The organism is Pseudomonas fluorescens (genome assembly GCF_902497875.1).
Taxonomy (GTDB): Bacteria; Pseudomonadota; Gammaproteobacteria; order Pseudomonadales; family Pseudomonadaceae; genus Aquipseudomonas; species Aquipseudomonas fluorescens_BR.
The window spans coordinates 131,566-151,360 of the sequence record NZ_CABVHY010000012.1 but is presented as its reverse complement, the minus strand read 5'-3'; the positions used below and the strand labels follow the sequence as shown (position 1 = coordinate 151,360).

The following is a 19,795-nucleotide window of genomic DNA, read 5'->3' as shown; positions in this document are numbered from 1 at the left end:
CAAAAGATCGCAGCCTGCGGCAGCTCCTACAAAGGGCATGTCGTAAACGCACCTTTGCGTGGCGCCCATGGGCATTTGGCCTGTCTGCGCCGGTCATACCATCGCATCCAAAGGGCACTGTCTTAGGGCAGAGGCCTCACCGAGACGAATGGCGCACCACCGCCGCTGGGAGAGACGCGATGTTCAGCAAGCAAGACCAAATCCAGGGTTATGACGATGCACTGCTGGCGGCGATGAATGCCGAGGAGCAACGTCAGGAAGATCACATCGAGCTGATCGCGTCGGAAAACTACACCAGCAAACGCGTCATGGAAGCGCAAGGTAGCGGCCTGACCAACAAATACGCCGAAGGTTATCCGGGCAAGCGCTACTACGGCGGTTGCGAACACGTCGACAAGGTCGAGGCACTGGCCATCGAACGCGCCAAGCAGCTGTTCGGTGCCGACTACGCCAACGTCCAGCCGCATTCCGGCAGCCAGGCCAACGCCGCGGTATTCCTCGCCCTGTTGCAGGCCGGCGACACCGTACTGGGCATGAGCCTGGCCCACGGTGGTCACCTGACCCACGGCGCCAAGGTCAGCTTCTCCGGCAAGCTCTATAACGCTGTGCAGTACGGCATCGACACCGTCACCGGGCTGATCGATTACGACGAAGTCGAACGCATGGCGGTCGAGCACAAGCCGAAAATGATCATCGCCGGGTTTTCCGCCTACTCGAAGACCCTGGATTTCCCGCGCTTCCGCCAGATTGCCGACAAGGTAGGCGCCTACCTGTTCGTCGACATGGCTCACGTCGCCGGTCTGGTGGCTGCCGGTCTGTACCCGAACCCGCTGCCGTACGCCGACGTGGTCACCACCACCACCCACAAAACCCTGCGCGGTCCACGTGGTGGCCTGATCCTGGCCAAGGCCAACCCGGACCTTGAGAAAAAGCTCCAGGCCGCGGTGTTCCCCGGCGGTCAGGGCGGCCCGCTGATGCACGTGATCGCCGGTAAGGCGGTGTGCTTCAAAGAAGCGCTGGAGCCTGGCTTCAAGGCCTATCAGCAGCAAGTGATCGACAACGCCCAGGCCATGGCCAGCGTGTTTATCAAACGCGGCTACGATGTAGTGTCCGGCGGCACCGACAACCACCTGTTCCTGGTCAGCCTGATTCGTCAGGGTCTCACCGGTAAAGAAGCCGACGCCGCTCTGGGTCGCGCGCACATCACCGTGAACAAGAACGCCGTACCGAACGATCCACAGTCGCCGTTCGTCACCTCGGGCCTGCGTATCGGCACCCCGGCGGTCACCACTCGCGGCTTCAAAGTCGCTCAGTGTGTCGAGCTGGCCGGCTGGATCTGCGACATCCTCGACAACCTCGGCGATGCCGATGTCGAGGCCGATGTGGCGAAGAATGTGGCAGCCCTGTGCGCGGACTTCCCGGTTTACCGCTGAGAGCAGTTTTGGAGTAAATGACTATGCAACGCTACTCGGGCTTCGGCCTCTTCAAGCACTCCCTCAGCCACCATGAAAACTGGCAGAAGATGTGGCGCACGCCGACCCCGAAAAAGGTCTACGACGTGGTCATCGTCGGCGGTGGCGGGCATGGTCTGGCGACCGCCTACTACCTGGCCAAGGAACACGGCATCACCAACGTGGCGGTGGTCGAAAAAGGCTGGCTGGGCGGCGGGAACACCGCGCGCAACACCACCATCGTTCGCTCCAACTACCTGTGGGACGAGTCGGCGCACCTGTACGAACACGCGATGAAACTGTGGGAAGGCCTGTCCCAGGACCTGAACTACAACGTGATGTTCTCCCAGCGTGGCGTCTACAACCTGTGCCACACCCTGCAGGATATTCGTGATTCCGAGCGTCGGGTCAGCGCCAACCGCCTCAATGGCGTCGATGGCGAACTGCTCAACGCCAAGCAGGTCGAGGACGAGATCCCGTACCTGGATTGCTCAAAGAACACCCGTTACCCGATCATGGGTGCGACTGTTCAGCGTCGCGGCGGCGTCGCCCGTCACGATGCCGTGGCCTGGGGTTTTGCCCGTGCCGCCGATGCCCTGGGCGTGGACTTGATTCAACAGACCGAAGTGATCGGCTTCCGCAAGGAAAACGGCGTGTGCATCGGTGTGGAAACCAACAAGGGCTTCATCGGCGCCAAGCGCGTCGGCGTGGTCACTGCCGGTAACTCCGGGCACATGGCCAAGATCGCCGGTTTTCGTCTGCCGATCGAATCCCACCCGCTGCAAGCGCTGGTGTCCGAGCCGATCAAGCCGATTATCGACAGCGTGATCATGTCCAACGCCGTGCACGGTTACATCAGCCAGTCCGACAAGGGCGACCTGGTGATCGGCGCCGGTATCGACGGCTACAACGGCTATGGCCAGCGTGGTTCGTACCCGGTGATCGAGCACACCATCCAGGCCATCGTCGAGATGTTCCCGGTGCTGTCGCGCGTACGCATGAACCGTCAGTGGGGCGGCATCGTCGACACCACGCCGGATGCGTGCCCGATCATCTCGAAAACCCCGGTGCCGAACATGTTCTTCAACTGCGGCTGGGGGACCGGTGGCTTCAAGGCAACCCCTGGCTCGGGCAACGTGTTTGCCGCCAGCCTGGCCAAGGGTGAAATGCACCCATTGGCCGCTCCATTCTCCATCGACCGTTTCCACAACGGTGCGTTGATCGACGAACACGGCGCTGCAGCTGTCGCCCACTAACAGGAGAAATCCCTATGTTGCACATCTTCTGTCCTCACTGCGGCGAGTTGCGCTCCGAAGAGGAATTCCACGCATCCGGCCAGGCGCACATCCCGCGCCCACTGGATCCGAACACCTGCACCGACGAGGAGTGGGGCGACTACATGTTCTTCCGTGACAACCCACGCGGGTTGCACCACGAACTGTGGGACCACGTCGCCGGTTGCCGTCAGTACTTCAACGCCACCCGCGATACCGTGACCTACGAGATTCTTGAAACCTACAAGATCGGTACCAAGCCACAATTCACCGGCAAGACAGAAACGACGAAAGTCGTCACTGGTCTGGGAGAGAAGGTATGAGCCAGATCAATCGTCTGTCCAACGGCGGCCGGATCGACCGCAACAAAGTCCTGAGCTTCACCTTCAACGGCCAGAGCTACAAAGGCTTCGAAGGCGACACCCTGGCCGCAGCCTTGCTGGCCAACGGTGTCGACATCATCGGTCGCAGCTTCAAATACTCCCGGCCGCGCGGCATCTTCGCCGCCGGTGCCGAAGAGCCGAACGCGGTGCTGCAGATCGGTGCCACCGAAGCCACGCAAATCCCTAACGTGCGCGCTACTCAACAAGCGCTGTATCAAGGCCTGGTCGCCACCAGCACCAACGGCTGGCCGAGCGTCAACAACGACATGATGGGGATTCTCGGCAAGGTCGGCGGCAAGCTGATGCCGCCGGGCTTCTACTACAAAACCTTCATGTACCCGCAATCGTTCTGGATGACCTACGAGAAGTACATTCGTAAGGCCGCGGGTCTCGGTCGTTCGCCGACCGAGAACGATCCGGACACCTACGACTACATGAACCGTCATTGCGACGTGCTGATCGTCGGCGCTGGTCCCGCAGGCCTGGCCGCAGCATTGGCAGCCGCGCGCAGCGGCGCCCGGGTGATTCTGGCGGATGAACAGGAAGAGTTCGGCGGCAGCCTGCTCGACTCCCGCGAAAGCCTCGACGGCAAACCGGCCACCGAATGGGTCGCCAGCGTCATCGCTGAGCTCAAATCCCTGCCGGACGTGGTGCTGTTGCCCCGCGCCACGGTCAACGGCTACCACGACCATAACTTCCTGACCATTCACGAGCGGCTCACCGATCACCTAGGCGACCGCGCACCGATCGGTCAAGTCCGTCAGCGCATCCACCGGGTTCGCGCCAAGCGCGTGGTGCTGGCGACCGGCGCCCATGAGCGTCCACTGGTCTACGGCAACAACGACGTGCCGGGCAACATGCTGGCTGGCGCAGTCTCGACTTATGTGCGTCGTTACGGCGTAGCACCGGGCAAAAAACTCGTGCTCTCCACCAACAACGATCACGCCTATCGCGTGGCGCTGGACTGGCTCGACGCCAGCCTGCAAGTGGTGGCCATCGCCGACGCACGGAGCAATCCTCGCGGCGCGCTGGTAGAAGAAGCACGGGCCAAAGGCATCCGCATCCTGACCGGCAGCGCAGTGATTGAAGCGCGCGGCAGCAAACACGTGACCGCGGTTCGCGTTGCCGCCATCGATGTCAAAGCCCACACCGTGACCAGTCCTGGCGAATGGCTGGATTGCGACCTGGTGGCCAGCTCCGGCGGCTACAGCCCGGTGGTTCACCTGGCTTCGCACTTGGGCGGCAAGCCGATCTGGCGTGAAGACATCCTCGGTTTCGTACCGGGCGAAGCACCGCAGAAACGCGTGTGCGTCGGCGGCGTGAATGGCGTGTACAGCCTCGGCGACACCTTGGCCGACGGTTTTGAAGGCGGCGTGCGCGCCGCCAGCGAAGCCGGCTTCAAAGCGGTCGAAGGCGTGCTGCCAAAAGCCCTCAGCCGTTTGGAAGAGCCAACCCTGGCGCTGTTCCAGGTGCCTCACGAAAAAGCCACCGCACGGGCGCCGAAGCAATTCGTCGACCTGCAGAACGACGTCACCGCCGCCGCCATCGAACTGGCGACCCGCGAAGGTTTCGAATCGGTCGAACACGTCAAGCGCTACACCGCACTGGGCTTCGGTACCGACCAGGGCAAACTGGGCAACGTCAACGGTCTGGCCATTGCGGCGCGTTCACTGAACGTGACCATCCCGCAAATGGGCACCACCATGTTCCGCCCGAACTACACGCCGGTGACCTTCGGCGCGGTAGCCGGTCGTCACTGCGGGCACATCTTCGAGCCAGTGCGCTACACCGCGCTGCAAGCCTGGCACGTGAAAAACGGCGCCGAGTTCGAAGACGTCGGCCAGTGGAAGCGTCCATGGTACTTCCCGAAAAACGGTGAAGACCTGCACACCGCCGTCAAACGCGAATGCAAAGCCGTGCGCGACAGTGTCGGCCTGCTCGATGCGTCGACCCTGGGCAAGATCGATATCCAGGGCCCGGATGCGCGGGAGTTCCTCAACCGCGTCTACACCAACGCCTGGACCAAGCTCGATGTGGGCAAGGCCCGTTATGGCTTGATGTGCAAAGAAGACGGCATGGTCTTCGACGACGGCGTTACGGCCTGTCTGGCGGACAACCACTTCGTGATGACCACCACCACCGGCGGCGCTGCGCGCGTGCTGCAATGGCTGGAAATCTACCAGCAGACCGAATGGCCAGACCTCAAGGTGTACTTCACCTCGGTCACCGACCACTGGGCGACCATGACCCTGTCCGGGCCGAACAGCCGCAAGCTGCTCAGCGAAGTCACCGACATCGACCTGGACAAGGACGGCTTCCCGTTCATGACCTGGAAAGAAGGTCTGGTTGGCGGTGTGCCGGCGCGGGTGTTCCGGATCTCGTTCACCGGTGAGCTGTCCTACGAAGTCAACGTGCAGGCCGACTACGCCATGGGCGTGCTCGAGAAAATCGTCGAGGCCGGCAAAAAGTACAACCTGACGCCGTACGGCACCGAAACCATGCACGTACTGCGGGCCGAGAAGGGCTTCATCATCGTCGGCCAGGACACCGACAGCTCGATGACCCCGGACGACCTGAACATGGGCTGGTGCGTTGGCCGGACCAAACCGTTCTCGTGGATCGGCTGGCGCGGCATGAACCGTGAAGACTGCGTGCGTGATCAACGCAAGCAGTTGGTGGGCCTGAAACCGATCGACCCGACCAAGTGGCTGCCTGAAGGCGCGCAGCTGGTGTTCAACACCAAGCAAGCGATCCCGATGAGCATGGTCGGTCACGTGACCTCCAGCTACCTGCACAACTCCTTGGGCTATTCGTTTGCCATGGGCGTGGTGAAGGGCGGCTTGAAGCGTATCGGTGAGCGCGTGTTCGCACCGCTGGCCGACGGCAGCGTGATCGAGGCGGAAATCGTTTCTTCGGTGTTCTTCGATCCCAAGGGTGATCGCCAGAACATTTAATGGCCTCGGGTCCTTTGGGGCGGGCAGTTGCACCGCGGTGTCTTCATCGTCGGAACGCCGCCCGGAGCAAGCTCGCTCCCACAGGATTGAAGTCGCCAGGAAAGTTTGTGTCAGGCATCAATCCAATGTGGGAGCGAGCTTGCTCGCGATGACGGCAGAGTTGCCACCACAAGAGCCGGAACCAACAGAATTCAAGACAGGTGCTTTATGACCGCAGCCAATGTTTACCCACAACGCCCAACCACCGGGGCCAAGGCCGAGTCGCCGCTGCATCACGCAGACCTCGCCAGCCTGGTGGGCAAGGGCCGCAAAAACGCCGGTGTTACCGTGCGTGACAAGAAACTCCTCGGCCACCTGACCATTCGTGGCGACGGCCATGATCCAGCGTTCGCCGCTGGCGTGCACAAGGCCCTGGGCCTGGAACTGCCCGTGGCCCTGACCGTCGTCGCCAAGGGCGAAACCAGCCTGCAATGGATGGGGCCGGATGAATGGCTGCTGATCGTGCCGACCGGTGAAGAATTCGCTGCCGAGAAAAAACTCCGTGAAGCGCTGGGTGCTCTGCACATCTCCATCGTCAACGTCAGCGGCGGCCAACAGCTGCTCGAACTGAGCGGCCCGAAAGTCCGCGAAGTGCTGATGAAGTCCACCAGCTACGACGTGCACCCCAACAACTTCCCGGTGGGCAAAGCCGTCGGCACAGTGTTCGCCAAGTCGCAACTGGTGATCCGTCACACCGCTGAAGACACTTGGGAACTGGTGATTCGTCGCAGCTTTGCCGATTACTGGTGGCTGTGGTTGCAGGATGCGGCGGCTGAATACGGGCTTAGCGTCCAGGCCTGACGCGGTCTAGCGCCGGGCTTGTTGTGGCGAGGGGGCTTGCCCCCGCTGGACCGCGAAGCGGGCCCAAAACCGGTGACTGTGTTTTCTCTGACGAAACGCGTTGGATGGTTTTACGACTGCTACGCAGCCGAACGGGGGCAAGCCCCCTCGCCACAGATATCACTGCCGACCCTTGGTTGCGTAGGTATTTTCGAACAGGAGTCACCGCACTATGAGCCGCGCCCCAGACACATGGATTCTGACCGCCGACTGCCCTAGCGTCCTCGGCACCGTGGATGCGGTGACCCGTTTTCTGTTCGAACAGGGTTGCTACGTCACCGAGCACCATTCCTTCGATGATCGGCTTTCCGGCCGCTTCTTCATTCGCGTGGAATTCCGTCAGCCCGACGGCTTTGACGAACAGGCCTTCCGCGCCGGTCTCGCCGAGCGCACCGACGCTTTTGGCATGATCTTCGAACTGACCCCGCCGCACCACCGGCCAAAAGTGGTGATCATGGTCTCCAAGGCCGATCACTGCCTCAACGACTTGCTCTACCGCCAGCGCATCGGCCAATTGTCCATGGACGTGGTCGCGGTGGTCTCCAACCACCCGGACCTCAAGCCGCTGGCCGACTGGCACCAGATTCCCTACTACCATTTCCCGCTGGACCCGAACGACAAGCCATCGCAAGAGCGTCAGGTCTGGCAGGTCATCGAAGAGTCCGGCGCCGAACTGGTGATCCTTGCCCGCTACATGCAAGTGCTGTCGCCGGAGCTGTGCCGCAAACTCGACGGCAAGGCGATCAACATCCATCACTCCCTGCTGCCTGGTTTCAAAGGCGCCAAGCCCTACCACCAGGCCTACAACAAAGGCGTGAAACTGGTGGGTGCCACCGCGCACTACATCAACAACGACCTGGACGAAGGCCCGATCATCGCCCAGGGCGTGGAAGTGGTGGATCACAGTCATTACCCCGAAGACTTGATCGCCAAAGGGCGGGATATCGAAGGGCTGACGTTGGCGCGGGCGGTGGGATACCACATTGAGCGAAGGGTGTTTCTCAACGCGAATCGTACTGTCGTTCTTTAGATCTTGGGGCTGCTGCGCAGCCCATCGCGAGCAAGCCCGCTCCCACAGGGATTTGTGTGAGTACACAAATCTCATACACACCAAAGATCCACTGTGGGAGCGAGCTTGCTCGCGATGAGGCCCTCCCAAACAACCCAAGAACACACAGGCAATAACCCAAGCAATCAACGCGCTGCCGCTCCATGGCAACGCGACCGCTACATAAAAACAACAGCGAGGTGAAAGCATGTCTGGTAATCGTGGTGTCGTGTATCTCGGCAATGGCCAGGTCGAAGTACAGAGAATCGACTATCCCAAAATGCAGGACCCGCGCGGCAGGAAGATCGAACACGCTGTCATCCTGCGCGTGGTGTCTACCAACATCTGTGGTTCCGATCAGCACATGGTGCGCGGCCGCACCACCGCCCAGACCGGCCTGGTCCTGGGCCACGAGATCACCGGTGAAGTGATCGAGAAGGGCCGTGATGTCGAGAACCTGCAGATCGGCGACCTGGTGTCGGTGCCGTTCAACGTTGCCTGCGGCCGCTGCCGTTCGTGCAAAGAACAGCACACCGGCGTCTGCCTGAGCGTTAACCCGGCACGTCCCGGCGGTGCCTATGGTTATGTCGACATGGGCGACTGGACCGGTGGCCAGGCCGAATACGCGATGGTGCCGTATGCCGACTTCAACCTGCTGAAACTCCCTGATCGCGACAAGGCCATGGAAAAAATCCGTGACCTGACCTGCCTCTCCGACATCCTGCCGACCGGCTACCACGGCGCAGTGACCGCGGGCGTTGGCCCGGGCAGCACCGTGTACATCGCTGGCGCCGGCCCGGTCGGTCTGGCGGCTGCCGCATCCGCTCGCCTGTTGGGCGCCGCGGTGGTGATCATCGGTGACGTCAACACAGTCCGCCTGGCCCACGCCAAGGCCCAGGGCTTCGAAATCGCCGACCTGTCCCTGGACACCCCGCTGCACGAACAGATCGCTGCATTGTTAGGCGAGCCTGAAGTGGATTGCGCCGTCGACGCCGTAGGCTTCGAAGCGCGCGGTCACGGCCATGACGGCGTGAAACACGAAGCACCGGCCACCGTGCTCAACTCGCTGATGGGCGTAGTCCGCGTAGCCGGCAAAATCGGCATCCCCGGCCTCTATGTCACTGAAGATCCAGGTGCTGTCGACGCCGCCGCAAAAATGGGCAGCCTGAGCATCCGCTTCGGTCTGGGCTGGGCCAAATCCCACAGCTTCCACACCGGCCAGACACCAGTGATGAAGTACAACCGCCAGCTGATGCAAGCCATCATGTGGGACCGCATCCATATTGCTGACATCGTCGGTGTTGAAGTTATCAGCCTTGATGATGCGCCACGTGGCTACGGCGAGTTCGATGCGGGCGTGCCGAAGAAGTTTGTGATTGATCCGCATAAGTTGTTTAGTGCGGCGTAATGTTCTTAGATTAAAGAAGAGGGCGACTTAATGTCGCCCTTTTTTGTTCAGGTGCGTGAGTTGTTCATTGCGTGCTAAGTCGTGAAAATCTTAATCATTACAAGTTGCTCATTTTGCGTTTCTTGTTGCCCAGTTATAAGTCGGTGGAACTTCAGGAGCTGGGGTGTTGAGGGCTTCCTCGTAATTTGGAGGAGGGATTCGTTGTCTGAGTTGTGCAATATCTCTTTCTGTATATTGCCAGGTTCTGACCCTTTGATGATGTGCCTCGCTTGTAGTAGGCAAATAACCATTGGCAATGTCGTTGAGAATGCTACGTTGTATTGACGCCGAGCTTTCCAGACGCCTGATTTCTTCTAACAAACGATTTTCGTCAACAGATGCCAGTACATCATCAGATCTGGATTCGACTGAAGCACGGCGACGAGGAGGACTATAGGCTGGCGGGGGATCAACAATGGTAGTGGGGGCATTAGAGACAGTCTGCCTCGGCGCGTTTTCTGCAGAGCCTGAAGTATCGATCGCTAGACGTCGGGCGCTAGCAGGAGTTCTGAATCCCAGCCTGTTTCCAACTCCTTTGAAAATGCTAATTAGCCAATTGGAATGGCCCGTTGGATCTCGACGATTTACCGGATCCCCCGCGCAATACGCATACGCATTCAACCCACCCTCCCCAAACGGACTCCAACTGTCCGGGCTGTTGAACCGCATCAACACCGGGTTAAACGCCCGATAGCCATTGCCCAACAAATAATGCCCGGTCACCGGGTCCGGCCGTTCGCCGTTGAAACCGAGCAGGCTGAGTAAACCGTTTTCGGGTGGGCGATGGCCGTAGGGTGTATAGGCAAGGGAATGAGGCGGCGTCGCATCGAGTGCGTTCAATACCGAGCGTTGTTGATCTGTGGCGAGCAGGGTGGTTTCAGCGGTGCCGCCCAGGCGTTGTTGTTGCGCTAGCAGTTGATCGTCATGCTGAAAAATCGAGCGCTGCACCGAGTCTTTAATCTCGGTGGCCAAGCGGTTTTTTAGGTAGAAGCGCTGGATGCTCGACTGCTTCGACTGCTTCGACTGCTTCGACTGCTTCGACTGCTTCGATAGCGTGCAAGCGGCCAGGCGATCCAGTGGGTCGTAGTGATAGCGGCAGAGCAGGGTTTCGCGGTTCGTTGGCATGGTGTCGGTTCCCTGAAAGATCCGTCGATTCAGGATTTCACTGTGGCGCAATCGACCCGAGTTGCCTACTAGCAGAACTGCTAGGTGTTTAAGAGGAAGCCCCAACCAATGTGCTCAACTCCCCGATGGACGTGGTTCGCATGGCCGGCAAAGCAAAACAGAACGGCGACCTTTGGGTCGCCGTTTTTCATTGTCAGTGCTCAGAATCGTTCAACAAAGCATATGTTGGTCATTTGGTATCGCGCACGGGCGTTAACGAGGAGTATTCAAATGCACACTTCTGTTCTGCGCCTGATTCGCATGTTTGTACTTGCTTGGTTTTCCTGTAAGCAATTGGAGCGTTCTTTTCGGCGACTGTCCAGCGTGTGTCCGGAGCTGGCTTCCAGTCTTTGAATGAGTACAACGTCAGCCTTGCGAAGGCGAACCACTCTTCCCCTTCATAATCACAGGAGACCACAAAGCTATTACCTTCCGAACTGATGTCTCGATACAACGCACCGGTGAATTTGAAAGTCTTTAGATGGTCCTCCTCAGCATAGGGGTTTGAGCCAACCCATATAAATTTCCCCGGTCCAGGCGCGCTATACAAATAACCACCGTCGCTCTCATCCTTGAGTTGTTTTATATCGGCGACTTCAGGGCAGGTGGTTGTTGCAGCGTAGACGTTACCCGCCATGGCCATGGTAGTAAATAGGCTGGCAATAAGTTTCATCCGCATTATGTGTACTCCGTTACGTATTTTGAGTGTCCATGCTCGCGGCTATGCCTGGATATGCCTACTGTCAAATCTGACAGTTATTTATGTCGATTTGAAATTACGCTTTCCACATTTATAAAAATTTTGCGGATAAGAGGCGTTGGGAGGACTATTTAAGTTGGGTCACGTTTAGCCGCCCATTGTCGCTTGTTTCTGCAATCGCCGTTCGATGACATCGAGCAAGTCGCAGCCGTCACGCAAGGAATTGCCGGGAGTTGGGCGACATCCTGGAGGACGACGGCGTCGGTACTGACATCTACTCGAAAGGCGTTGCGATGCCCCGGCTCGGAAGGAAGATTTGCAAGGCCGCGGATTATTAGCCCTACAAGGGTGCAGCGAATTTGCAATAAATAGATATGTCCGCTTTTTTTATCTACGGCCTATATAGATAGCCTTCAGGAAGACCTGTCCCCTTTCTGACAATTTCAGTAACCTTGACAGCCGATAATCCAGCGTCTGCCAGGCTCCGATAGAGGTTTCGTTGTTTTATAGTTATCGGGAAAGTTGTTTCTTCTCCGGTTCCAAGGCTATAAGCGGTTATGCGGGTCATTGGTTCAGTAGTCCCCGTGGGCGGGGCGGCTGACGGAGCGGCGTCGCGTTTTGCTAAGCCGGTTGTGAGTGATGATTGGCTTTCAGAGAATGGCCGGGAGCCTGTTTTTTTGCCGCTTATTTGGGAATTAGACGCTAAGGTTTTGACCTGTGGAGACATTGCATCCTGACTTTGTGAAGGCCGCAGTACTTGGGGGGGCGAAGGATGTGTGCTAGCAGGGTTATTGTTTTTTGGCGGAGTAGTCTCGAATTTTTGAGTGGTGTTAGTTGCACGAGATGATTTTCCGAATCCAAATACTCCCTTGATAGATCCCCATATTCCCCTGAAGGTCCAATGCCCCGTAGGGTCTGTGCCGTTTATCGGATCCCCCAAGGCATACGCATAGGGATTCAACCCGCCCTTGCCAAACGGGCTCATATTGTCCGGGCTGTTGAAGCGCATCAACACGGGGTTAAACGCGCGATAACCATTACCCAACAAGTAATGCCCGGTCACCGGGTCCGGCTGTTCGCCGTTGAAGCCGAGCAGGCTGAGCAAGCCGTTTTCCGGTGGGCGATGGCCGTAGGGTGTGTAGGCGAGGGGATGGGGCCGTGTCGCGTCGAGTGCATTCAAGACCGAGCGTTGTTGATCGGTGGCGAGCAAGGTGGTTTCAGTGGTGCTGCCCAGGCGCTGTTGTTGCGCCAGCAGTTGATCCTCGTGCTGGAAGATCGAATGGCGCACTTGGTCTCGAATCTCGGTGGCCAGGCGGGTTTTCAGGTAGAAGCGCTGGGTGCTTGCCTGCTTTGATAGTGTGCAAGCGGCCAGGCGATCCAGTGGATCATAGTGGTAGCGGCAGAGCAGGGTTTCGCGGTTCGTCGGCATGGGGTGGGTTCCCTGAAAGGTCCGTCGATTCAGGCTACTACTCTCGCGCAATTGGCCGGCGCTGCCTACTAGCAGAACTGCTAGGGTATGCGGGTTTTCTGATTTTTATAGGTTCATCGAGGATTAGGGACAACTTAGTTTCTATTGGGTAGGAATAGAGGGTTTTGATTTTCGTTTCTGCTTCTTTGAACGTATTTGCCACTACTTCGCCATATACGGTTTTGTGAGTGTGGTCCTTCGCGTAGGCAGTGTATTCAAAGATGGCCATCATTATATCCTTGTTATTGATCACGCAAAAAATAGAGCCTGTCGATAAAGTTATAAATTCCGGGCAATGTTTCGTCTACTGTCAGAAATTACAGATAGCGTCGTTATGTCAGCGCTTTCGGATAGACGGTTGACTGGCTCAAAAAAGAATTGGGAGTCTGAAAAAGACTGACTATCAACGGACTATCCGTCATCGGCTACAAAAAGGGCGACCATGATGTCGCCCATTTTTGTTTATGAGGACGCCTGCGTCTGCAATCGCCGTCCGATCACGTCCATCAGGTCGCAGCCGTCGCGCAGGGGGATGGCCAGGACTCGGGCGAAGTCGTGGAGGACTATGGTGTCGGAATGGATTTCTTCGCGCAGGGCGAGGTTTTCCAGCAGTTGGGTCACGGCGAGGATGCGGTAGGCGGCGGTGTCGTGCAGGACGTCGAGTGGGGCTTGGGTGTCGATGAGCAGGGAGTGGAAGTCGTTGTCGATTCCGGTGATGGGCATGTATCGGTTCATAAGGAAGCTCCGCGATTCGGTTAGGGCCACCACTCAATCGTCGCCAAACGAAAGGGTGGCAGCTGTACGCAGGTTGGCGAACCGGGAACACACGGAAAAAACCGGCAGACCCGAAGGTCTCCCGCGCACAGCCGCCATAACGCAGCTTTGCGGGTGCAAAAGATCCTGTCAAAAAAGCAGGAAGCTTTTGACCATATATTCGTCAGGTCGCCAAACCCGGTCGCCATGTGGGCGACGGGCGGACTATAAGCTTCATGCTTCGAACGGTGCAAGGCGCGAGCGTGAGGGGATTTCCGAGATAAGTGTAAGACTTGTGCCGAACACAATCCCCTGTGGCGAGGGGGCTTGCCCCCGCTGGGCTGCGAAGCAGCCCCAAAACCAGCCACAGCGGTGTGTCAGGTAATGCGCGTCATCGTTCTTCGCGGGCAAGCCACGCTCCCACAGTTGACCGCGTCTAACCACAATGAGCTGCCAGTCTGGAGATTGTGTTGACTGACAGGCTGCTTCCTCATGGGGTTTACAACGCCACCAATTGCCCCTGATACAACACCGGCCCGGTCGGTTGCCCGGTCGGCGAGCCGCCTTGTGGCTCAAGGCTGACCGCCAGTGCAATCGGAGTGTCGAGCAAGGCTTGCTGATCTTCGCTCAGGCTGACCCGGCCGTTCCCCCCGGCCGGCAGTACGCCGAGGGAAATCGGTTTGCCGTCAGGCTTGATGGCCCAGAGTTCCAGGCTGCGGCCCGGATCGACGGCGGCGAGTGTCAGCAGTTCGACTTGCAGGTAGTCGTCATGGGCCTGGATCCGCAACGCCGGTTGCTCGGTAGCGCTGAGCAGGGTGGCGCTGTAACGGGCGTCGTCGCGGTTGTAGATGATGCCCAGGGTTACGGCCACCAGCAGCGAACACACCATCGCAGTGACGCGCAGCCAATTCCAGAACGAGCGTTTTTCAGGCGCATGTAATTGCGGCGGCTCGATCCGTGCGGTGATGGCCTGCCACACGTGATCCGGCACCGGTTCTTCGACCAGTGGCTCGTTCAGGGTAGCCAGGCTTTCCTGCCACTGGGCCAGTTCACTGCGCAGGCTGGGGGTTTGGTAGTTCATGTTTCAAGGCACCTGCGCAGGCGCTCCATGCCGCGACGGATCCAGGATTTGACCGAGCCCAGCGGCGCGGCCAGCTGTTCGGCCAATTCAGCGCACGACAGGCCCTGAAAGTAGGCGATAGTGATCGATTGGCGCTGCATGCCTTCCAGGTGTTCCAGGCAGCGGTTCAAAGCGCTGGCCTCACGCGCACGACTCAACAGGTCATGGGCCGATGGGCCCTCATCCACCAACGCCTGTTCCTCAAGCTCGTTCAAGGGCCGCTCGCGATGCTTGCGCAGCTGGTCGACGGCCTGATTGCGGGTGATGTTGATCATCCAGGTCAATGGCGCCGACAGTTGCGGCTGGTAACGGGAAGCGTTGTTCCAGATCCGCACGAAGCTCTCTTGCAGCACGTCTTCGGCCAGATCGCGACGCCCCATAAAGCGCAATGCGACACCGTGCAAACGCGGGGCAGCGCGGTGGTAGAGGGTCTCAAACGCGCGACGGTCGCCCAGTGAACACTGGGCCAGAAGCTGTCTGAGCTGATCAGCGTCGTCGGTGGAAATGACGGTTCTCCGGGCAATCGAGGTAGCGGCGCTTGACTGCGTGCGGTGCCGATTGCAGGCAGAGGTTAGTTCACGGCGCGCCGTTGTTCCATTCACAGGCCAGGTCCTCAGGCCAACGCCGACCCTGGTGCGCAGGGCCGGCGCTGGTGAATGCTCAGCTTTTCGGCATGAGCACTTTGTCGATCACCTGGATCACGCCGTTGGACTGGTTCACGTCGTAGGTGGTGATGTCGGCGGTGACGCCTTTTTCATCCTTGAGCACGATGTTGTGCGGGCCGTTCATCATGACCCACAGCTTGCCGCCGCTGACGGTGGCAAGCTCTGCCTTGCCGCCACCGGCCTTGATGCGCTTGCTCAACTCCGTCATGTCGAGCTTACCGGGCACCACGTGGTAGGTGAGGATATGGGTCAGGGTGGTTTTGTTTTCCGGTTTCAGCAGGCTGTCGACGGTGCCGGCGGGCAGGGCGGCGAACGCCGAGTTGACCGGTGCGAACACGGTGAACGGGCCTTTGCCTTTGAGGGTATCGACCAGCCCAGCGGCTTTCACGGCGGCGACCAGGGTGGTGTGGTCGGCTGAGTTGACGGCGTTATCGATGATGTCTTTGCTCGGCATCATGCTCTGGCCGCCGACGATCACGCTGTCATGGCGCGGGTCCGCGGCGTGTGCGCTGCTCAGCGTCAGGCCGCAGGAAAGGGCCAGGGTCAGCAGGCTGGTGATCAATGGAGTTTTAATCGAAGTGCGTTTCATGGTGATGATCCTCATGGGGAAGAATCGGCCAGGAGTGTCTGTCCGTGCTTGATATACGCAGGCGAGGGAACACTGGATGCAGGGCATGGGAACTATTTTTCGGCTGGTTGAGGCAACGCACTGGACACTGGGAACAAACCCCATTCCCGCCAGTCCAACTGACTGTTTTGCACCACTCATTGCGCAGTGGTTTTCATGGCCCAAGAGGTTGTCTCGATGAAGATTTCACGCGGTGTTGCACTGGCTTCGCTCATGACCCTGGCCGCAAGCCCGGTCTTCGCGGCTTTCAACCTGGACGATGTGGCCAACGCAGTCTCCGGTGCACAAGGGAATAACAAAGGTGACGCGACAGTGGAGGCAGCACCAAAAGCGGCCGGCTTGCTCAATACCTTGGGTTCGCAGCTCGACATCACCCCAGAGCAGGCGATCGGCGGCACCGGCGCCATGCTTGGGCTGGCAAAAAATCAGTTGAGCTCCACCGACTATTCGCAGCTGAGCAAAAGCGTGCCGGGCCTGGATCAGATCTCGGGCAATAGCGCGCTGGGCGCCTTGGGTGGCTTGGGCGCTTTGGGCGGGTTGCTCGGCAAGTCCGGTGAGTCGTCGGCGCTGGACGGTTTGCTGGGCAACGTCAAAGACACCAACGACCTGAACAACGCCTTCAGCGCCTTGGGCATGGACAGCGGCATGATCGGCCAGTTTGCCCCGGTGATCCTGCAGTATCTCGGTCAGCAGGGCGTGGGCGGCTCGCTGCTGCAAAACCTGGGTGGAATCTGGGGCACCGGTATCGGCAGCTGACTTAACGGCGCTCGGTAGTTGACCGCGGTCAGCGGCTGGCGCTTGAGCAGCTAGCAGGCGGTAATGGTGAACGCCAGATCCTTGCTTCGGGCAACAGGTCAATCCGGGCAATGACGAATGTTTCACCTTTGGTTGGGTAGGGTGGGGTTCAGTTGTAGATTGCTGGAAGGTCCCTGACCTTATCGCGAGCAAGCTCGCTCCCACAGTTGATCGCCTATCCCCAGTGGGAGCGGCGGTGCGATCCGACTTGCCCGCGAAGCGATCTCGAGAACGAACGAATTATAGGGTTAAGGATCTAAAATCTCGCTGCCCATTCCCAAAAGGAACCCTCCCATCGTGAAATCCGTCCTTGCACTGTTATCCCTCCTGGCCCTGCCGGTCATGGCCGCCGAGCCGACCCTTTACGGGCGCTACGAATACATCCAATTGCCGGAAATCGGCGGTGAAACCCTCAAGGCCAAAATGGACACCGGCGCGCTGACCGCCTCGCTGTCGGCCAAGGACATCGAAACCTTTACCCGTGATGGCGAAGACTGGGTGCGCTTCCGCCTGGCCACCAAAGGCGCGAGCAACAAGGTTTACGAGCACAAGGTCGCGCGGATCAGCAAAATCAAAACCCGCACCGAAGAAGACGAGGATGACGAGGACACGGCCGCACCCACCAAACGCCCGGTGGTCGATCTGGAGTTGTGCCTGGGCAAGGTCAAACGCACCGTCGAGGTCAACCTGACCGATCGCAGCAGCTTCAACTACCCGCTGCTGATCGGCTCCAAGGCGTTGCGCGAGTTTGGTGCGGCGGTGAATCCGGCGAAACGGTTTACGGCTGACAAACCCGACTGCTGATTGACGGCGATTGAACGATCCTGCACCTTTTGGCAACGAAAACTCTGTGCTCGGATGCCATGCCCCATATCCTGATTGTCGAAGACGAAGCCGCGATTGCCGATACCCTGATTTTCGCCTTGCAGGGCGAGGGCTTTACCACCACCTGGCTAAGCCTGGGGCAAGCGGCGCTGGAGCATCAGCGCAGTACTCCGGCGGACTTGATCATTCTCGATATCGGCCTGCCGGATATCAGCGGCTTTGAAACCTGCAAGCAATTGCGACGTTTCAGCGAAGTGCCGGTGATGTTTCTCAGCGCCCGCGACGGCGAGATCGACCGGGTGGTGGGGCTGGAAATCGGCGCTGACGATTATGTGGTCAAGCCGTTCAGCCCTCGCGAGGTCGCTGCGCGGGTACGGGCGATTCTCAAGCGTGTCCTGCCGCGAGCCACCGCCGCTGTGGCCACCGGGGTGTTTCAGATAGACCGCGAGCGTGTGCAAATCAGCTATCGCAGCCAGCTGCTGAGCCTGACCCGTCATGAATTCCGTCTGCTGCAATGCCTGCTGGAGCAACCCGAACGGGTCTTCAGCCGCGAGCAGTTGCTGGATGCGCTGGGTGTCGCCGCCGATGCCGGTTACGAGCGCAGCATCGACAGCCATATCAAAAGCCTGCGGGCGAAACTGCGCATGGTGGTTGCCGACGCCGAGCCGATCCAGACCCACCGCGGTCTCGGTTATAGCTACCGCCCGGGGCACAGCTGATGCCGCTGGGTATCCGGATTTTCCTGGTGTATCTGCTGTTTATCAGCTTCACCGGCTATTTTGTGCTTAGCACGGTGATGCAAGAAATCCGCCCGGGCGTGCGCCAGTCCACCGAGGAAACCCTGGTGGACACCGCCAACCTGATGGCCGAGATCCTGCGCGATGACCTCAAGTCCGGGACGCTTGCCCAAAGCCGCTGGCCGGACCTGCTCAAGGCCTACGGCGAACGGCAACCGGCGGCGACCATCTGGGGCTTGCCTAAGAATCAGGTCAATCACCGCATCTATGTCACCGATGCCCAAGGCATCGTGCTGCTGGACTCGAGCGGCGTGGCAGTGGGGCAGGATTATTCACGCTGGAACGACGTGTACCTGACCCTGCGTGGCGAATACGGCGCCCGCTCGACCCGCAACGATCCGGCAGATCCCGACTCATCGGTGATGCACGTCGGCGCGCCGATCCGCGACAACGGCCAGATCATTGGCGCGGTCACCGTGGCCAAGCCCAACAGCTCGTTGCAGCCCTACGTCGACCGCACCGAGCGGCGTCTGTTGTGGTACGGCGCGGGGTTGATCGGCCTCGGTTTGCTGTTCGGCGCCGCGCTGTCCTGGTGGCTCAGCGCAGCACTGCGGCGCTTGACCGCCTATGCCCAGGCCGTCAGCGAGGGCCGCCGCGCCGAGTTGCCGCAGTATCGCGGTGGCGAGCTGGAGCAGTTGGCCACGGCGGTCGAACACATGCGCACTCAGCTTGAAGGCAAGGCTTACGTCGAACGTTATGTCCACACCCTGACCCATGAATTGAAGAGCCCGCTGGCGGCGATTCGCGGCGCCGCCGAATTGCTCCAGGACGAAATGTCGCTGGCGCAACGGCAGCGTTTCGTCAGCAATATCAATTGCGAAAGCGCGCGCATGCAGCAGTTGATCGAGCGACTGTTGAACCTGGCACTGGTCGAGCAGCGCCAGGGGCTGGAGGAGCGGGTGGCAGTACCCTTGGTGCCGCTGCTGGAAGAGTTGCTGAGTGCCCGGAGTGCGCGGATCGAGCGTAAGCATCTACAGGTCGAGCAGCAGGTGGCTTCGAGATTGAGCCTGTCGGGCGAGCCGTTTTTGTTGCGTCAGGCATTGGCCAATCTGCTGGAGAATGCGCTGGATTTCATCCCGTCTCATGGGGTGTTGCGATTCAGCGCCGAGCAGGTGGGTGAGCAGATCGAGCTCAAACTGTTCAACCAGGCCGACCCGATTCCCGATTACGCCTTGCCGCGCTTGAGCGAGCGCTTCTACTCCTTGGCGCGCCCGGACAGCGGGCGTAAAAGCACCGGGCTTGGGTTGAATTTTGTTGAAGAAGTGGTGCAGTTGCACGGTGGCGAGTTGCACATCGGCAACGTACCGGGTGGGGTAGAGGTGACATTGCGTCTGCCCTGACTTGTGGTGAGGGGGCTTGCCCCCGCTGGGCTGCAAAGCAGCCCCAAAAAATACGACTGTGTTTCGTCAGATACACCTCATTCTCCGCTTTTACGACTGCTTCG

Annotated in this window: 18 protein-coding genes; 11 read left to right on the top strand and 7 right to left on the bottom strand. The window is 59.4% G+C overall.

What is annotated here, in order from left to right; translation table 11 throughout:
• Nucleotides 1-179 precede the first annotated feature (179 nt).
• The 7 genes from glyA to fdhA all read left to right on the top strand — a co-directional run bounded on the left by glyA (nt 180) and on the right by fdhA (nt 9,397).
• On the top strand, nt 180-1,433 hold the full coding sequence (gene glyA, locus F8N85_RS14165) for a serine hydroxymethyltransferase (RefSeq protein WP_150804219.1): 1,254 nt from the start codon (nt 180-182) through the stop codon (nt 1,431-1,433).
• 23 nt (nt 1,434-1,456) lie between these two features.
• On the top strand, nt 1,457-2,707 hold the full coding sequence (locus F8N85_RS14160; RefSeq protein ID WP_150804258.1) for a sarcosine oxidase subunit beta: 1,251 nt from the start codon (nt 1,457-1,459) through the stop codon (nt 2,705-2,707).
• 14 nt (nt 2,708-2,721) lie between these two features.
• On the top strand, nt 2,722-3,048 hold the full coding sequence (locus tag F8N85_RS14155) for a sarcosine oxidase subunit delta (RefSeq protein WP_150804218.1): 327 nt from the start codon (nt 2,722-2,724) through the stop codon (nt 3,046-3,048).
• Nucleotides 3,045-6,062 carry a sarcosine oxidase subunit alpha gene (locus F8N85_RS14150; RefSeq protein ID WP_150804217.1) on the top strand — a complete coding sequence of 1,006 codons (3,018 nt, stop codon included), beginning with the start codon at nt 3,045-3,047 and terminating at the stop codon, nt 6,060-6,062. Before F8N85_RS14155 ends, F8N85_RS14150 begins: the two co-directional genes overlap by 4 nt.
• A 207-nt stretch (nt 6,063-6,269) precedes the next feature.
• A complete protein-coding gene (locus F8N85_RS14145) occupies nt 6,270-6,902 on the top strand; it encodes a sarcosine oxidase subunit gamma (protein WP_150804216.1) in 633 nt (210 codons plus the stop codon).
• Nucleotides 6,903-7,113: 211 nt separating this feature from the next.
• Entirely contained in the window at nt 7,114-7,971 is an 858-nt protein-coding gene (gene purU, locus F8N85_RS14140) for a formyltetrahydrofolate deformylase (protein ID WP_150804215.1), read from the top strand.
• 226 nt (nt 7,972-8,197) lie between these two features.
• On the top strand, nt 8,198-9,397 hold the full coding sequence (gene fdhA, locus F8N85_RS14135) for a formaldehyde dehydrogenase, glutathione-independent (RefSeq protein WP_150804214.1): 1,200 nt from the start codon (nt 8,198-8,200) through the stop codon (nt 9,395-9,397).
• Between the two features lie 108 nt (nt 9,398-9,505).
• Here fdhA and F8N85_RS34980 read toward each other — a convergent pair whose 3' ends face one another.
• The 7 genes from F8N85_RS34980 to F8N85_RS14100 all read right to left on the bottom strand — a co-directional run bounded on the left by F8N85_RS34980 (nt 9,506) and on the right by F8N85_RS14100 (nt 15,895).
• Nucleotides 9,506-10,561: an RHS repeat-associated core domain-containing protein gene (locus tag F8N85_RS34980; protein WP_224795687.1), complete on the bottom strand. Its 1,056-nt coding sequence runs from the start codon at nt 10,559-10,561 to the stop codon at nt 9,506-9,508.
• A gap of 229 nt (nt 10,562-10,790) precedes the next feature.
• The gene (locus tag F8N85_RS14125; RefSeq protein WP_150804213.1) at nt 10,791-11,279 is read right to left on the bottom strand and encodes a DUF3757 domain-containing protein; all 489 of its coding nucleotides are present in this window, start codon (nt 11,277-11,279) and stop codon (nt 10,791-10,793) included.
• Nucleotides 11,280-11,691: 412 nt separating this feature from the next.
• On the bottom strand, nt 11,692-12,729 hold the full coding sequence (locus F8N85_RS14120) for an RHS repeat-associated core domain-containing protein (RefSeq protein ID WP_150804212.1): 1,038 nt from the start codon (nt 12,727-12,729) through the stop codon (nt 11,692-11,694).
• A 501-nt stretch (nt 12,730-13,230) separates the two neighbouring features.
• Nucleotides 13,231-13,503 (bottom strand): hypothetical protein, encoded by a 273-nt coding sequence (locus F8N85_RS14115; RefSeq protein ID WP_150804211.1) that lies wholly within the window; start codon nt 13,501-13,503, stop codon nt 13,231-13,233.
• Between the two features lie 517 nt (nt 13,504-14,020).
• Nucleotides 14,021-14,602 carry an anti-sigma factor domain-containing protein gene (locus F8N85_RS14110; RefSeq protein ID WP_150804210.1) on the bottom strand — a complete coding sequence of 194 codons (582 nt, stop codon included), beginning with the start codon at nt 14,600-14,602 and terminating at the stop codon, nt 14,021-14,023.
• Nucleotides 14,599-15,243, bottom strand: a complete 645-nt coding sequence (locus F8N85_RS14105; protein WP_150804209.1) for an RNA polymerase sigma factor — start codon at nt 15,241-15,243, stop codon at nt 14,599-14,601. Before F8N85_RS14105 ends, F8N85_RS14110 begins: the two co-directional genes overlap by 4 nt.
• A gap of 58 nt (nt 15,244-15,301) precedes the next feature.
• A complete protein-coding gene (locus F8N85_RS14100; RefSeq protein WP_150804208.1) occupies nt 15,302-15,895 on the bottom strand; it encodes a fasciclin domain-containing protein in 594 nt (197 codons plus the stop codon).
• 216 nt (nt 15,896-16,111) lie between these two features.
• Here F8N85_RS14100 and F8N85_RS14095 point away from each other — a divergent pair, with 216 nt between their 5' ends.
• The 4 genes from F8N85_RS14095 (at nt 16,112) to creC (ending at nt 19,691) form a co-directional block, all read left to right on the top strand.
• Nucleotides 16,112-16,690 (top strand): DUF2780 domain-containing protein, encoded by a 579-nt coding sequence (locus F8N85_RS14095; RefSeq protein ID WP_150804207.1) that lies wholly within the window; start codon nt 16,112-16,114, stop codon nt 16,688-16,690.
• 336 nt (nt 16,691-17,026) lie between these two features.
• Complete coding sequence (locus tag F8N85_RS14090) at nt 17,027-17,533, top strand: ATP-dependent zinc protease (RefSeq protein WP_150804206.1); 507 nt, start codon at nt 17,027-17,029, stop codon at nt 17,531-17,533.
• A gap of 59 nt (nt 17,534-17,592) precedes the next feature.
• Nucleotides 17,593-18,273, top strand: coding sequence for a two-component system response regulator CreB (creB, locus tag F8N85_RS14085; protein ID WP_150804205.1), 681 nt, complete (start codon nt 17,593-17,595; stop codon nt 18,271-18,273).
• Nucleotides 18,273-19,691: a two-component system sensor histidine kinase CreC gene (gene creC / locus F8N85_RS14080; RefSeq protein WP_150804204.1), complete on the top strand. Its 1,419-nt coding sequence runs from the start codon at nt 18,273-18,275 to the stop codon at nt 19,689-19,691. The genes creB and creC overlap by 1 nt, the downstream gene beginning before the upstream one ends.
• Nucleotides 19,692-19,795: the final 104 nt, after the last annotated feature.

Excerpts from the sequence above, each read along its gene's own strand:
- F8N85_RS34980 (WP_224795687.1), bottom strand. The coding sequence starts at position 10,561 with ATGCCAACGAACCGCGAAACCCTGCTCTGCCGCTATCACTACGACCCA.
- F8N85_RS14110 (WP_150804210.1), bottom strand. The coding sequence starts at position 14,602 with ATGAACTACCAAACCCCCAGCCTGCGCAGTGAACTGGCCCAGTGGCAG.
- F8N85_RS14100 (WP_150804208.1), bottom strand. The coding sequence starts at position 15,895 with ATGAAACGCACTTCGATTAAAACTCCATTGATCACCAGCCTGCTGACC.
- F8N85_RS14115 (WP_150804211.1), bottom strand. The coding sequence starts at position 13,503 with ATGAACCGATACATGCCCATCACCGGAATCGACAACGACTTCCACTCC.
- F8N85_RS14155 (WP_150804218.1), top strand. The coding sequence starts at position 2,722 with ATGTTGCACATCTTCTGTCCTCACTGCGGCGAGTTGCGCTCCGAAGAG.
- creC (WP_150804204.1), top strand. The coding sequence starts at position 18,273 with ATGCCGCTGGGTATCCGGATTTTCCTGGTGTATCTGCTGTTTATCAGC.
- F8N85_RS14095 (WP_150804207.1), top strand. The coding sequence starts at position 16,112 with ATGAAGATTTCACGCGGTGTTGCACTGGCTTCGCTCATGACCCTGGCC.
- F8N85_RS14145 (WP_150804216.1), top strand. The coding sequence starts at position 6,270 with ATGACCGCAGCCAATGTTTACCCACAACGCCCAACCACCGGGGCCAAG.
- purU (WP_150804215.1), top strand. The coding sequence starts at position 7,114 with ATGAGCCGCGCCCCAGACACATGGATTCTGACCGCCGACTGCCCTAGC.
- F8N85_RS14150 (WP_150804217.1), top strand. The coding sequence starts at position 3,045 with ATGAGCCAGATCAATCGTCTGTCCAACGGCGGCCGGATCGACCGCAAC.
- F8N85_RS14125 (WP_150804213.1), bottom strand. The coding sequence starts at position 11,279 with ATGCGGATGAAACTTATTGCCAGCCTATTTACTACCATGGCCATGGCG.
- F8N85_RS14120 (WP_150804212.1), bottom strand. The coding sequence starts at position 12,729 with ATGCCGACGAACCGCGAAACCCTGCTCTGCCGCTACCACTATGATCCA.
- glyA (WP_150804219.1), top strand. The coding sequence starts at position 180 with ATGTTCAGCAAGCAAGACCAAATCCAGGGTTATGACGATGCACTGCTG.
- creB (WP_150804205.1), top strand. The coding sequence starts at position 17,593 with ATGCCCCATATCCTGATTGTCGAAGACGAAGCCGCGATTGCCGATACC.
- F8N85_RS14160 (WP_150804258.1), top strand. The coding sequence starts at position 1,457 with ATGCAACGCTACTCGGGCTTCGGCCTCTTCAAGCACTCCCTCAGCCAC.
- fdhA (WP_150804214.1), top strand. The coding sequence starts at position 8,198 with ATGTCTGGTAATCGTGGTGTCGTGTATCTCGGCAATGGCCAGGTCGAA.